Annotated in this window: 9 protein-coding genes and 3 pseudogenes; 8 read left to right on the top strand and 4 right to left on the bottom strand. The window is 63.7% G+C overall.

Going from position 1 to position 12,578, the window contains the following annotated elements:
* The 6 genes and pseudogenes from NW75_RS26925 to NW75_RS19095 form a co-directional block, all read left to right on the top strand.
* Positions 1 to 291, top strand: a pseudogene (locus NW75_RS26925) (hypothetical protein); the annotation flags it as partial.
* A complete protein-coding gene (locus NW75_RS27950; RefSeq protein ID WP_331386192.1) occupies positions 279 to 1,163 on the top strand; it encodes a hypothetical protein in 885 nt (294 codons plus the stop codon). The pseudogene NW75_RS26925 and the gene NW75_RS27950, both read left to right, overlap by 13 nt.
* Positions 1,148 to 2,452, top strand: a complete 1,305-nt coding sequence (locus NW75_RS27945) for a phage tail protein (protein WP_331386191.1) — start codon at positions 1,148 to 1,150, stop codon at positions 2,450 to 2,452. The genes NW75_RS27950 and NW75_RS27945 overlap by 16 nt, the downstream gene beginning before the upstream one ends.
* Positions 2,453 to 2,465: 13 nt before the next feature.
* A complete protein-coding gene (locus NW75_RS19105; RefSeq protein ID WP_033966896.1) occupies positions 2,466 to 2,969 on the top strand; it encodes a DUF2793 domain-containing protein in 504 nt (167 codons plus the stop codon).
* Between the two features lie 142 nt (positions 2,970 to 3,111).
* On the top strand, positions 3,112 to 4,224 hold the full coding sequence (locus NW75_RS19100) for an OmpA family protein (RefSeq protein WP_033966895.1): 1,113 nt from the start codon (positions 3,112 to 3,114) through the stop codon (positions 4,222 to 4,224).
* Between the two features lie 192 nt (positions 4,225 to 4,416).
* Positions 4,417 to 5,718, top strand: coding sequence for a UDP-glucose dehydrogenase family protein (locus NW75_RS19095; protein WP_033966893.1), 1,302 nt, complete (start codon positions 4,417 to 4,419; stop codon positions 5,716 to 5,718).
* 98 nt (positions 5,719 to 5,816) lie between these two features.
* On the opposite strand, the gene ppa is transcribed toward NW75_RS19095, so the two are convergent.
* From ppa to NW75_RS19075, 4 genes and pseudogenes are all read right to left on the bottom strand, one after another.
* Positions 5,817 to 6,368, bottom strand: a complete 552-nt coding sequence (gene ppa / locus NW75_RS19090) for an inorganic diphosphatase (protein ID WP_033966891.1) — start codon at positions 6,366 to 6,368, stop codon at positions 5,817 to 5,819.
* Between the two features lie 40 nt (positions 6,369 to 6,408).
* Positions 6,409 to 8,316 (bottom strand): annotated as a pseudogene (locus tag NW75_RS19085) (M61 family metallopeptidase).
* A 67-nt stretch (positions 8,317 to 8,383) separates the two neighbouring features.
* Positions 8,384 to 9,031 (bottom strand): DUF1345 domain-containing protein, encoded by a 648-nt coding sequence (locus NW75_RS19080; RefSeq protein WP_033966886.1) that lies wholly within the window; start codon positions 9,029 to 9,031, stop codon positions 8,384 to 8,386.
* Positions 9,032 to 9,067: 36 nt separating this feature from the next.
* A pseudogene (locus tag NW75_RS19075) lies at positions 9,068 to 9,894 on the bottom strand (sulfite exporter TauE/SafE family protein).
* A gap of 236 nt (positions 9,895 to 10,130) precedes the next feature.
* On the opposite strand from NW75_RS19075, the gene hisS reads away from it, so the two are divergent.
* Together hisS and prfA are read left to right on the top strand one after the other, a co-directional pair.
* Complete coding sequence (hisS, locus tag NW75_RS19070) at positions 10,131 to 11,477, top strand: histidine--tRNA ligase (protein ID WP_033966884.1); 1,347 nt, start codon at positions 10,131 to 10,133, stop codon at positions 11,475 to 11,477.
* Entirely contained in the window at positions 11,474 to 12,547 is a 1,074-nt protein-coding gene (gene prfA / locus NW75_RS19065; protein ID WP_033966881.1) for a peptide chain release factor 1, read from the top strand. Before hisS ends, prfA begins: the two co-directional genes overlap by 4 nt.
* Positions 12,548 to 12,578 lie beyond the last annotated feature (31 nt).

Genomic DNA, 12,578 nt, shown 5'->3' with positions numbered 1-12,578 from the left:
CCGGGCGGGTTTCGGGGCGAAATTCCTAGCGGCTATGCGCTGCGTGGCGGGAGCGCGGCGGCAATCGCGGCGGCGTTCTCGGCGGCGGGGCTTGTCGCCAGCGACGCGCCGGTCCGGGTGACCTTGCCCTGTTCAAAACCGGACCGGGGCAATTTCATCTGGCGGTGCTGGTGCCGGGCGGGATCGTCCACGCCGACGCGATGCTGCGGCGCGTGGTCGAGCGACCGGGGTCGCCGCCGTGGCCAATGCTGGGATGCTGGCGGGTGGAGAAGTAAGCGATGGCGACTCTGATTCTTTCGACCGTCGGCGGGATCGTGGGCGGACCGATCGGCAGCGCGATCGGCGCGGTGATCGGCAACGTCTTTGACCGCGAGGTGCTGCTCAAGCCAAAGGCCCGGGAGGGGCCGCGACTGACCGAGCTGCAGCTGCAGACATCGAGCTATGGCACGCCGCTGCAACGCGTCTTCGGGACGATGCGGGTGGGTGGTTGCGTGATCTGGTCGACCGATCTGATCGAGAGCAGAACCAGCAGCGGCGGCGGCAAGGGACAGCCGAGCACGACAAATTACAGTTATTCGGCGTCGTTCGCGGTGGCGTTGTCGGGACGGGCGATCCAGGGAGTCGGGCGGATCTGGGCCGATGGCAAATTGCTGCGCGGCGTGGGCGGGGATTTCAAGAGCGCGACCGGTTTTCGCCTGCATCTGGGCGACGAAGGGCAAGCGGTCGATCCGCTGATTGCATCTGCGGAAGGGGCGGGGCTGACGCCTGCGCATCGTGGGCTTGCCTATGCGGTGTTCGAGCATTTCGAACTGGCCGATTATGGCAATCGTATCCCCTCGCTGACCTTCGAGGTGATTGGCGACGCGGTACCCGTGGCGGTCGGCAGGATCGCCCAGGAGCTGACGGACGATATGATCGATGGAGCCGCGGCAACGCAAGCGGTCACCGGCTTTGCGGCTTATGGCGACAGCGTCCGCAGTGTGGTCGAGACGCTGGCGGTGGCGGGGGGCGCGTGGTTCGCGCCCGAGGCGATGGGCCTGCGGATGCGGGCGGGGCTTGCCGCCGACCATGCCATCGCCGATGGCGAAGTCGTTGCCGCCGGGGCCGCGCGCGGCAAGCACGGCCGAGCGATGGCGGCGTGGAGACGGTGCCGCACCATGTAACCCTGGCGCATTACGACCCGGCGCGCGATTATCAGACCGGGATACAGCAGGCGCGGCGACCGGGGGCCGGGGTCCGCGAAGAACGTGTCGACATGCCGGCCGCGATCACCGCAGACACCGCCAAGACGATGGCCGAGGCTGTGCTGTCGCGGGCAGAGGCCGCCCGCGAGCGGCGCACGCTAACGCTCGGCTGGGACGCGTTAGCGGTGGCACCCGGGGCGTGTGTGACGATTGCGGGGGTGGCGGGGGTCTGGCGAGTCACGGGGTGGGCGCTGGAACATATGGTGCTGTCGCTGGAATGCGTGCGACTCGCCACGGGAACCCTGGCCGTTTCGGCGAGTGCGGGGCGGGTGCTGCACGCGCCCGACGTCGCGACGGGCACGACGGTGCTGGCCGCGTTCGAAGCGCCGCCGGAGGACGCGGTCCTCTCGGTTCCGCGCGTGACGATAATCGCAGCGGGAACCCAGCCGGGCTGGCGCAGGGCGACCTTGCTTTACAGCACCGACGGAGGTGCGCGGTGGATGGCGGCCGGTGCTACGAATGTGCCGGGGATTCTTGGGCAGGTCGTGACGCCACCTGGGGCGGCGGGCGCTGCGATCGTCGATCACGCAAATGTGATTGAGGTCGAACTCATCCATGCAGGCATGACACTGGTTGGAGCCGATGCTGGGGCGCTCGATGCTGGGCTGAATACAGCCCTGGTGGGGAACGAGCTGTTGCAATTCGGCGAAGCCACGCAGCTTACCGCGACACGGTGGCGACTGGCGGTGCTGCTCCGCGGGCGGCGCGCGACCGAGAGTGCGATCGGCACGCAGCGCGCGGGCGATCGCTTCGTGCTGGTCGAGCCGGACGCAAGCGCAACGCTCGACCTGCCTGGGACCGCGCAGGGAGGAGACCTGCGCATCATGGCGTCTGGACCCGGGGACGTGGAGGGGCCGGTAGAAGTCGCGCTCACGCTTGCAGGAACCTCGATCTTGCCGCTTTCGCCAACGCATCTGACGTGGTCCGAAGTGGGGAATGGGGATGTCACGGTGCAGTGGGTGCGGCGCAGCAGGGCGGGCCTGCGCTGGGTCGACGGCGTCGATGCGCCGCTGGCAGAAGAGCGCGAGGTCTATCAAATTGCGCTCCTCTATCCCGACGGACGGGGGGCCACGGTCGAAACCACGGAGCCGACCTTGGTGATTCGGCACGTCGATCGCATTGTCGGCCTGTCGATCGCGGTCACCCAGGTTGGCGCACATGGCCAATCCTACCCCCTTCACGGCATGATCCCCGCTTGGGCGGGCTAAGAAAGGACCGTCAATGAACGACCAAACGACCGTGCGGCTGAGCCTGCCTTTGCTCCAGGTGGGGCAGGCGCAGAAGGAATTGTCGCATAACGAAGCGCTGACCCTACTGGACTTTGCGGTCCAGCCAGTGGTCGAGGCGGTAGGCGTGGGGTCCCCGCCGGTTAGCCCAGACACGGGTGCATGCTGGATCGTGGGTCCATCGCCGACCGGGGCATGGAGCGGGAGTCCAAACGCGATCGCCGGGTGGACCAACGCTGGCTGGCGTTTCCTCGCCGCCCGCGATGGCATGAATGCGTGGAGCAGGGGCGATTCCGCATTCGCCCGCTTCGATGGATCGCGTTGGCGCATCGGGGAAGTTACGGGCGCGTGCTTGTTGGTTGCGGGACGTCAGGTCGTCGGGGAGCAACAATCGGCGATCTCTGCCGCTACCGGTGGGACGACCATCGACGCCGAGGCGCGGGCAACGCTTGCCGCCGTGCTTGCTGCAATGCGGTCGCACGGCCTGATCGCTTCGTGAGCGATTGCAGAATCAGAGGCTTACCCCGTCACGCTGTTGCTTTTGTACAACAGCCGCATCTATTTGTGCGCTTGCGTGGAAACATTCCTTTGGGTAGGGAGTTTGCGCTGTCCGAGTGACAACCAGAAGAAGGGGTTTTTTTATGCGGAAGCTTGCCGTTGCTATGGCGCTTGCCTCCACCGCGATCGTCGCCACACCTGCCCTCGCCCGCGACAAGTCGTGGTACGTCGGCGTCGAGGGTGGCGCGATGATTGTGGAGGACGTTAAGTTCGACATCAATTCGATCAAGGGTGCCAGCACCGCTGACCACCGTTATGGCTATGACGTCGATGGCGTCATTGGTTACGACCTCGGCATTTTCCGCATCGAAACCGAAGTCGGTTACAAGAGCGCAGATGTAAATGGGTATCGCTCGACCGTAACGACGCCAGGCGGTTTTCCGGCCGGTAGCTACGGCGGCGCTGGCGGTCGTAGCTCAGCCTTGAGCTTCATGGTCAACGGCCTGCTCGATTTCGGTGATGCCGATGAAGTCCAGGGCTTCGTTGGCGGCGGCGTCGGCGTCGCACGCGTCAAGGAAGGCGTTGCGCTCGGCGCGTCGCGCTTCCTGAACGACAGCGATACCGTCTTCGCTTATCAGGGCATCGCGGGTATCCGCGCGCCGCTGACCAAGAATGTCGACGTCTCGCTGAAGTATCGTTTCTTCACTGCCGACAACGTCAAGCTGGTCGACATCGCGGGCAGCTCGTACGCGAGCAAGTTCCGCACGCACAGCCTGCTGGGTGGTCTGACCTACAACTTCGGTGAGCCTGCTGCACCGCCGCCGCCGCCTGCTCCCGCACCGGCACCGGCTCCGGCTCCCGAGCCCCCCGCACCGCCGCCCGCACCGGTCGCAGTGCCGTGCTCGCCCGGTCCGTTCATCGTGTTCTTCGAATGGGACAAGTCGGACGTTACGCCTGAAGCCGCAGCAATCCTGGACGGTGCGGTTGCACAGTATCAGAACTGCGGTAGCGCAAAGGTCATGCTGGCCGGCTTCACCGATCGCTCGGGTACGCCGAAGTACAACTTGGCCCTGTCGCAGCGCCGCAACGATGCGGTTCGTGCGTACATGACCGCCCACTCGATCCCCGATGGTGTGATCTCGACCGAGGCGTTCGGTGAAGATCCTGCTCACCTTCGCGTTCAGACTGCCGATGGCGTTCGTGAAGTGCAGAACCGTCGTGTGGAAGTCACCTACGGTCCGGGTTCGGGCAACTAAGCCTTTACCTGAAGACGAAAATTGTGGGGAGGTCAGCGTAAGCTGGCTCCCTTCCCATTTTGTGATATCGACAATTCCGGCATGCGAGCGCATGGCGGCGATGTTGCGACACCATGACGATACCGTCAGGGAATCGTTCTCATTCGACGTTCCATTCGCGCTGTCGCATGCACAATGGCTTAGGGAAACATCATGCGAATTACGATGGTTGGCTCGGGTTATGTCGGGCTTGTCTCCGGCGCTTGCTTCTCCGACTTCGGCCATGACGTAATTTGCGTCGATAAGGATGCGAGCAAGATCGCGGCGCTCGAAGCGGGCAAGATGCCGATCTTCGAACCTGGTCTCGACACATTGGTGGCCACCAACGTCGCTGCAGGCCGTCTCAAATTTTCGACCGACCTCAAAGCGGCGGTTTCAGGGGCAGATGCTGTGTTCATCGCGGTAGGGACGCCGTCGCGCCGTGGCGACGGCCATGCCGATCTCAGCTATGTCTTCGCGGCGACGCGCGAGATTGCTGCGGCGATTGACGGTCCGCTGGTGGTTGTCACCAAATCGACCGTTCCAGTAGGCACGGGTGACAAGGTCGAGGAGATTTTGACCGAACTGGCCGGCGACTTTCCGATCGCCGTCGTTTCCAATCCGGAGTTCCTGCGCGAGGGCGCGGCGATCGGCGACTTCAAACGCCCCGATCGGATCGTTATCGGCACGGATGACGCGCGCGCCCAGCAGGTCATGCGTGATATCTACCGCCCGCTCTATTTGAACGAGAGCCCGATCCTGTTCACCGGGCGGCGCACGTCGGAACTGATCAAATATGCGGCAAATGCGTTTCTCGCGACCAAGATCACCTTCATCAACGAGATCGCAGACTTGTGTGAAGCCGTCGGTGCGAACGTTCAGGATGTGGCGCGGGGCATCGGCCTCGATAACCGGATCGGCTCCAAATTTTTGCACGCGGGTCCCGGCTATGGTGGCTCGTGTTTCCCGAAGGACACGCTCGCCCTGCTCAAGACGGCCGAGGATTATGAGACGCCGGTACGCATTGTCGAGGCGGTCGTGCAGGTCAACGACGCGCGCAAGCGCGCAATGGGTCGTAAAGTGATTGCCGCGTTGGGCGGCGAGGCGAAGGGCAAGACCGTTGCGGTGCTGGGGCTCACCTTCAAACCAAACACCGACGATATGCGCGATGCGCCGAGCTTGGCAATCGTCCAAAGCCTGATGGATGCGGGGGCAAAGGTGCGGGCGCATGATCCCGAAGGCATGGAGATTGCTAGGACCATGATGCCCGACGTGGTGTATTGCACCGATGCCTACGAAGCTGCGGCGGGTTCCGATGCGGTGGTGATCGTGACCGAATGGGACATCTACCGTGCACTGGACCTGAAGCGGTTGGCGGCGACGATGGCGGGTGCGGTGATGGTTGATCTGCGCAATGTCTATCCGCCGCGTGACGTCGAAAGAGCTGGCTTCAGTTACAGCTCGATCGGGCGGTAAGGGCGGCGGGTCCGGCGGCGCAAGGCCGCTCGCGGCCCGGCCTGCGGGGGGTCGCTACACGCAGCGGCGTGGCGCGGGGCCACGCCGCTGCCGAGAATTCAGGCAGGGATCTTGTCGGCCTTGGCGGCATGATACCGCTCGATCGCTTCGGTCACGATCCGGCGTGCTTCGTCGCGATCGCCCCAGGTGCCGATGCGCACCCACTTCTTCTTTTCCAGATCCTTATAGTGCGTGAAGAAGTGTTCGATCTGTTCGAACACGATCTCGGGCATGTCGCCGCGTTCGTTGACGTTCGAATAATAAGGGAAGGTCGAATCGACCGGCACGCAGACCAGCTTTTCGTCGCCGCCGGCTTCGTCTTCCAGATTGAGCACGGCGATCGGGCGGGCCCGCACGACACAGCCCGGGATGAAGGGCGAACGCGCGATGACCAGCGCGTCGAGCGGATCGCCGTCGGGGGAAAGCGTGTGCGGCACGAAGCCGTAATTAGCCGGATAGCGCATCGGCGTGTGCAGGATGCGATCGACGAACAGCGCGCCGCTCGCCTTGTCGAACTCATACTTTACCGGCTCGCCGCCGGTTGGCACTTCGATGATCACGTTCAGGTCATCGGGCGGGCTCTTGCCGACCGGAATCATGTCGATACGCATGCTAAATCCTTAAACTGATGCAGGTCTGTAGTGCAGCCGTTTACCGGGCTGTCAGCAACCGATCCAAACCACCCTCTCCGGTGCCGATTTTCTCCAGGTGCGGATAGCGCAGCCCGCCATGATAGTCGATGCTGACCGGCGCGACGCTGTCATTGGATTTGATCAGCAGCACGATCGGGTCGGTGCCGCCCTTTGCGGCGGTCACGGCGGCCTTCAGCGCGGTATCCGAGAAAATGGTGCCGTTCACCGCCGCGATGGTGTTGCCGATCGTCAACCCAGCTTTGAACGCGGGCGTGTCCCAACCCACGCCGGTGATGGCACCGTCTTTGTTGAGCGTGAGGCCCAATGAGTAGGTCAGATCGGTGCTCTTGCGCGTCGCCTCGGCGTTCTTGAAAGCGAGCGAGGGCGTGTCGGTATAGACAAGCTTGTAGCCATTGGCTTCGAAGCCCTTGAGCGGCGCGGGCTCGCCAGTCTCGGTCAGTCGCTTGTTGAGCAGGCTGGCCCAGTCATAAGGCTGGATCGCGTTGAGCGTCGCGACGACATCGTCGAAGGTGTAGGTCACCTCGCCATAGTCGCCGTCGTTGAGGCCGAAGAACTTCGCTGCGAAGTCGTCGATCGACTTGGTACCGCCCGATTGCTGGCGCAGGATCGAGTCGACCTCCATCCACACCAGCAGCCCCTCATTGTAATAATCTTCCGAGCGCTGATAGCTGACCCAGCCCTTCGGGCGGCGCTGCGAAATCGTCGGGTCGTTGGTGGTATCGACCAGGTCGCGCCAGTTGCGTGCTGGGCGGTTGTCGAGGCTGGCGAGGATCGAAGCATAGCCGTCAAGCGTGTCCTGCTTTGACACCAGCCCCGAGCGTGCCTGGAAGACATAGCCCCAGAATTGCGTCTGGCCTTCATAGACCCAGAGCAGGCTGCCACGCATCGGCGTGCGGTAATCCGGGGTCCAAAGGTCGGCTCCGCGCCGGAATTTCCCATCCCAGCTATGATTATATTCGTGCGGCAACAGGTTGCGCGAGCCCGGACCATCCTTCCACTTGGTGAAATAGCCAAGCTTCACCCCGTCTTCGGACGAGCGGTGATGTTCGAGCCCGATTCCGCCCATCACGTCGGAGATCGACAGCAGGAATTCGTAGGTGTCGTAATGCTGCGCGCCGTAGACCTTGACCGCTTGCTCGACGAGCTTCTTGTGCGCATCGATCTGTTCGGGTGTCGCGGCCAATTCTGCGGCATTGTCGGCATAGACGTCGAGATTGACGCGCGGGCTGAGCGGCCACTGCTTGTAATAGCGCCCCGCCAACACGGGCGAGTCGACCAGGATTTCGTAATTGGTCTTCTCATAGCTGTAGGTCGAGCCGGTCGCCTTCGACGGCAGGCCCGAGACGCGGTCCAGCCGGCCGGGTATTTCACGGTCGCCTTTACCGGAATCTGCCGGGTGAAATAGCCCGCCGGGTAGAGGCTCATCGAATTCCATTGCAGCCGCAGCATGTTGGGCGACATCACTACCGCCCCCTGGTCTCCAGCGGTGGCGGAGAGAAATTGCAGATCGATGTCGAGCGCCTTGGCACCGGCGGGCACGTCGATGTGGAAGGCGTAAACATCGACCGGGTCGCGCGTCCACGCCAGCTCCTTGCCGCCGGCGCGGATGTGCAGCCCGGCCAGCTTGTCGAGCTGGCCCGTCGGCGAATGGTTGCCGGGCAGCCATTTCGGGAAGAGCAGCACCATGTGACCCGCCGAAACGCCGCTGATCGTTTCACGCGTCGTGAAGATGCCGCGGCGCGTGTCGGTCGCGTCAATGTCGAGCGTGATCGTGCCGGGGGAAGCGAATGTCCTGCGCGGGTGGGATCGTGTCGACATACGGCACCGGCTGCGGCTTGGAATTTTCCGCCAATACCGGGGCGGCGGTGGCGAGCAACAGGGTAGTGAGCGCGGCACGACGGATCATTCGGGATTCTTTCGTGTGAGGAGTGCTGTGACGGTGATCTAAGCGGCTCATGCGGTCGGCGTCCAGCCTAGGACGTGCTGCTGCTGCCGAGCACGTTGATGGTGAAGGCGAGCACACCGATGTTGAAGACGAACGCCGCCAGGCAATGGCCGAGCGTGACGCGGCGGATCTGGCGCGAGGAGATTTCGACGTCGGATGTCTGGAAGGTCATGCCGAGCGTGAAGCTGAAATATAAAAAATCCCAATAATCGGGCTCGGCGCAATTGGGGATCTCCAGGCCGCCGGCATCCTTGCCGTCACCGTCGCAATCCGAATAGAACAGATGCGCATAATGCAGCGCATAGACCGAATTGGAAAACAGCCACGCCAGCACCAGCGTCACGATGACGAGCACGGTCGCGACAAGATTGGCTTTCTCCTGCATTTCCTTGGCGACCGAGGTGAGGATGACGACCATCGTCAGCCCGGTCAGCACCAGCAACCCTGCGCGATTGGCGTCATTCGCGGCGGCGGCCTTGCGCATCTGATCGGCCTTGCCCTTGCGCAGCAAGGTCGAGATCGCGATCAGAAACACCGCCGCTGCGACATCGAACGCCCCCATTGTGCCGCGCCCCCAGCCAAAGGCGGGAATGGCGACGAACAGCCCGGCCACGAACAGAATCGTGAACAGGATGAAGCGGGGCGGGGCGATTCTCTTGCCGAGGTTCAGGGTCATCGGCGCGGTGCTACCGCGCTTTTGACCCAGCGCAAATCACATATGCATGGCGCGATTAAACATGACCCCGGCGATGAACAGCAAGTACACGCCAAACACGCGCTTGAGCGGTTCGGCCGGCAGAGCATGTGCCGACGCGACGCCAAGCGGTGCGGTGAGGATCGACATCGAGGTGATGATCGCCGCCCCCAGGAAATTGACATAGCCGATCGATCCGATCGGAAGGCCGGGTTTGCCCAGGCCGATCAACATCCAGCCGATCGTGCCGGGCACTGCGATGATGAAGCCGAAGCCCGCCGCCGTCGCGATCGCCTTGTGGATCGATCGGCCGCACAGCGTCATCACGATCACCGCGACCGTGCCGCCGCCAATGCCGAGCAGCGAGGAAAAGATGCCAAGTTCCGGCGATACCCGCGCGCACCACCCCCGGTCGGCATCGTATCGCTGACTTGACGGCGCGCGAGCTTGGGCACGAGGAAGTTGATCGACATCAGCGTGATGCCAACCGCAAAGATGATCGAGAGCGCCTGTCCAGTCAGCACGCGCGCCAGCATCACGCCGATGCCGACCCCGCCGACGATCCACGGGGCCCAGCTTTTGAGAATCTCGAAATCGACCGCCCCGCGTTTGGCGTGCGATAGCGTCGAGCGTAGCGCGGTAATCACGATCGTGGCGAAGGATGTGCCGATCGCGACATGGGTATATTCGGCGTGGCTACCGCCGAGCAGTGGCAACAGCGCGATCATCGCCGGCACGACGACGAAACCGCCCCCGATGCCGAACAATCCGGCGGCAAAACCGGCAAACAGACCAGCGGCGAGCAGGGCAATGATCGCGGGCCCCCATGCGATCAGCAAGCTCATGCGGGGAAGGGGATGGTGTGGGACGCGAAAGCGGCGGGACTTTGGGAAGCAGACGGACGCATAGCTACCTTTCCGAAACGAGCCGGGTGGAGTCCTGCGGATGCTGAAATGGGAACTGTGGCCGTTCCCGTTGCGGCAATGCTGCGATGCAGCGAAGGCCCTGTCAAGCGCTGTCATGGGCGCTATGCACAAGCATCTGGCGCTTGGTGCGCGGCTCGCTTAGAGAGCGAGCCTTTATGGCACGCATCGAAACCCCCAAACGCATCCGCGGCACGCAGGACATCTTCGGCGACGATCAACGACGCTTCGCGCGCGTGGTCGATACCTTTGACCGGGTGCGGCGACTTTATTGTTTCCAGCGCGTTGAACTGCCCGTGTTTGAATCGACGGCGGTATTCGCGCGCTCGCTGGGCGAGACGACGGACGTGGTGTCGAAGGAGATGTACACCTTCGAGGATCGCGGCGGTGATTCGCTGACGCTCAGGCCCGAATTTACCGCTGGCATAGCGCGCGCCTATCTGACCGAGGGCTGGCAGCAATATGCGCCGCTCAAGATCGCGACGCACGGGCCGGTGTTCCGCTATGAGCGCCCGCAAAAGGGGCGCTATCGGCAGTTCCACCAGATCGACGCCGAGGTGATCGGCGCGGCGGAACCGGCGGCGGATGTCGAACTGCTCGTGCTGGCGGACCAGTTGCTGCGGGAGCTAGGCATCACCGAGGGCGTGACGCTGCAGCTCAACACGCTGGGCGATGCCGAGACGCGCGATGCGTGGCGCGCGGCGTTGGTCGCGCATTTCGAGGCGCATCGGGATGTGCTGAGCGAGGACAGCCTGGCGCGGCTGGAGAAGAACCCGCTGCGCATCCTGGATTCGAAGGATCCGCGCGACCGGCCGGTGGCGGATTCGGCACCCGATATCGATGCCTATCTCACGCCCGAAGCGCGCGCGTTTTTCGAGGCTGTGACGGCGGGGCTGGACGCGGCGGGCGTGGCCTGGACGCGCAATGCGCGGCTGGTGCGCGGGCTCGATTATTACCGGCACACCGCGTTCGAGTTCGTTACGGATCGGCTGGGCGCGCAGGGCACCGTGCTGGCGGGCGGGCGCTACGATGGGTTGATCGGCTCGCTTGGCGGGCCGGAGACGGCAGGCGTTGGCTGGGCGGCGGGGATCGAGCGGCTGGCGATGTTGCTGGAGGAACCGGCTACGGATGTCGCGGATGTTACGGTTATCCCCGACCAACCAGATGCTGAAAGTGAGGCGATAGCAGTGACCTCAGCTTTACGGCGAGCAGGGGTACGAGCCGAACTGGCTTATCGTGGAAACGCAAAACGTCGGTTTGAGTTAGCAGTCAAAAACGGCTCGCTCGGACGGGTCGTAGTTTCAAAGGCGACCGATACGGGCCTGCCGGATCGACGTGGTATTGCCGTTCGAGTCAATCAACCTGACAGCTACGCAGCCGCCGACAAAGATGTGGTCGAAGCCGCGCTCTTGGCTCTATCGGAAAGCTATAATGTCGTTCGCCATGAGCGAGCAGCGCAAGGCTATGCGGTAGACGCCGTGTTGAAGGCGATGACAACGGAATGACCTCCATCTCCCCAGACCGCATCCGCCAGATTGAGGCGCGGCGCGACGAGCTTTCGGCGCTGATGGCGACAGGGGATTTGCCGTCGGACCGCTTCGTCCAGGTGTCGAAGGAATATGCCGAACTCGAACCCGTCGCGCGCGCGGCGGGTGAGGTGCGGCGGTTGCGCGCCGAGCTCGACGTGCTGGCCGGCATGGAAGATGACGGCGATCCCGAGATCAAGACGATGGCGCGCGAGGAGATCGATACGATCCGCGAGCGCCTGCCGCTTGCCGAGCGCGCGCTGGCGCTGTCGCTGCTGCCGCGCGATGCCGCCGATGAACGTGCGGCGATGCTCGAAATCCGCGCCGGGACCGGTGGGGACGAGGCTGCGCTGTTCGCCGCCGACCTGTTCCGCATGTATCAGCGCTACGCCGAAAGCCAGGGCTGGCGGGTCGAGCTGATCTCGACTTCCTCGTCTGAAAGCGGCGGCTTCAAGGAAGCGATCGCCTCGGTCGAGGGCAAGGGCGTGTTCGCCAAGTTGAAGTTCGAAAGCGGCGTCCACCGTGTCCAGCGCGTGCCCGCGACCGAGGCGCAGGGGCGCATCCACACTTCCGCCGCGACCGTTGCGGTGCTGCCCGAGGCCGAGGAGGTCGACGTCAAGATCGAGGACAAGGATCTGCGCATCGACATTTATCGCTCGTCCGGGCCGGGCGGGCAATCGGTCAACACCACCGATTCGGCGGTGCGCATCGTCCATATCCCGACGGGCCTGACCGTTATCCAGCAGGACGAGAAGAGCCAGCACAAGAACAAGGCCAAGGCGATGCGCGTGCTGCGCACCCGTTTGTATGAGGCCGAGCGCGATCGTTTGCATCAGGAGCGCGCGGGTGCGCGCAAATCGATGGTCGGGTCGGGCGATCGTTCGGAGCGGATTCGGACGTATAACTTCCCGCAAGGGCGCGTGACCGACCACCGCATCAATTTGACATTGCACCGGTTGCCCGAGATTCTGGCGGGCGAGATGGATGAGCTGATCGGTGCACTGATCGCACAGGACGAGGCCGAGCGGCTGGCGAGCCTTGACTCTTAAACTCCCCTCCCGCGTGCGGGAGGGCAGTTGA

It is taken from the genome of Sphingomonas sp. Ant H11 (assembly GCF_000797515.1).
GTDB lineage: Bacteria > Pseudomonadota > Alphaproteobacteria > Sphingomonadales > Sphingomonadaceae > Sphingomonas.
The sequence above is the reverse complement of the archived record's forward strand: the minus strand, read 5'-3'. Positions and strand labels throughout refer to the sequence as shown.

What these genes read in the sequence shown, in the direction of transcription:
- NW75_RS27950 (WP_331386192.1), top strand. Translation starts at nt 279, where the DNA reads ATGGCGACTCTGATTCTTTCGACCGTCGGCGGGATCGTGGGCGGACCG.
- NW75_RS19105 (WP_033966896.1), top strand. Translation starts at nt 2,466, where the DNA reads ATGAACGACCAAACGACCGTGCGGCTGAGCCTGCCTTTGCTCCAGGTG.
- NW75_RS19100 (WP_033966895.1), top strand. Translation starts at nt 3,112, where the DNA reads ATGCGGAAGCTTGCCGTTGCTATGGCGCTTGCCTCCACCGCGATCGTC.
- NW75_RS19095 (WP_033966893.1), top strand. Translation starts at nt 4,417, where the DNA reads ATGCGAATTACGATGGTTGGCTCGGGTTATGTCGGGCTTGTCTCCGGC.
- ppa (WP_033966891.1), bottom strand. Translation starts at nt 6,368, where the DNA reads ATGCGTATCGACATGATTCCGGTCGGCAAGAGCCCGCCCGATGACCTG.
- NW75_RS19080 (WP_033966886.1), bottom strand. Translation starts at nt 9,031, where the DNA reads ATGACCCTGAACCTCGGCAAGAGAATCGCCCCGCCCCGCTTCATCCTG.
- hisS (WP_033966884.1), top strand. Translation starts at nt 10,131, where the DNA reads ATGGCACGCATCGAAACCCCCAAACGCATCCGCGGCACGCAGGACATC.
- prfA (WP_033966881.1), top strand. Translation starts at nt 11,474, where the DNA reads ATGACCTCCATCTCCCCAGACCGCATCCGCCAGATTGAGGCGCGGCGC.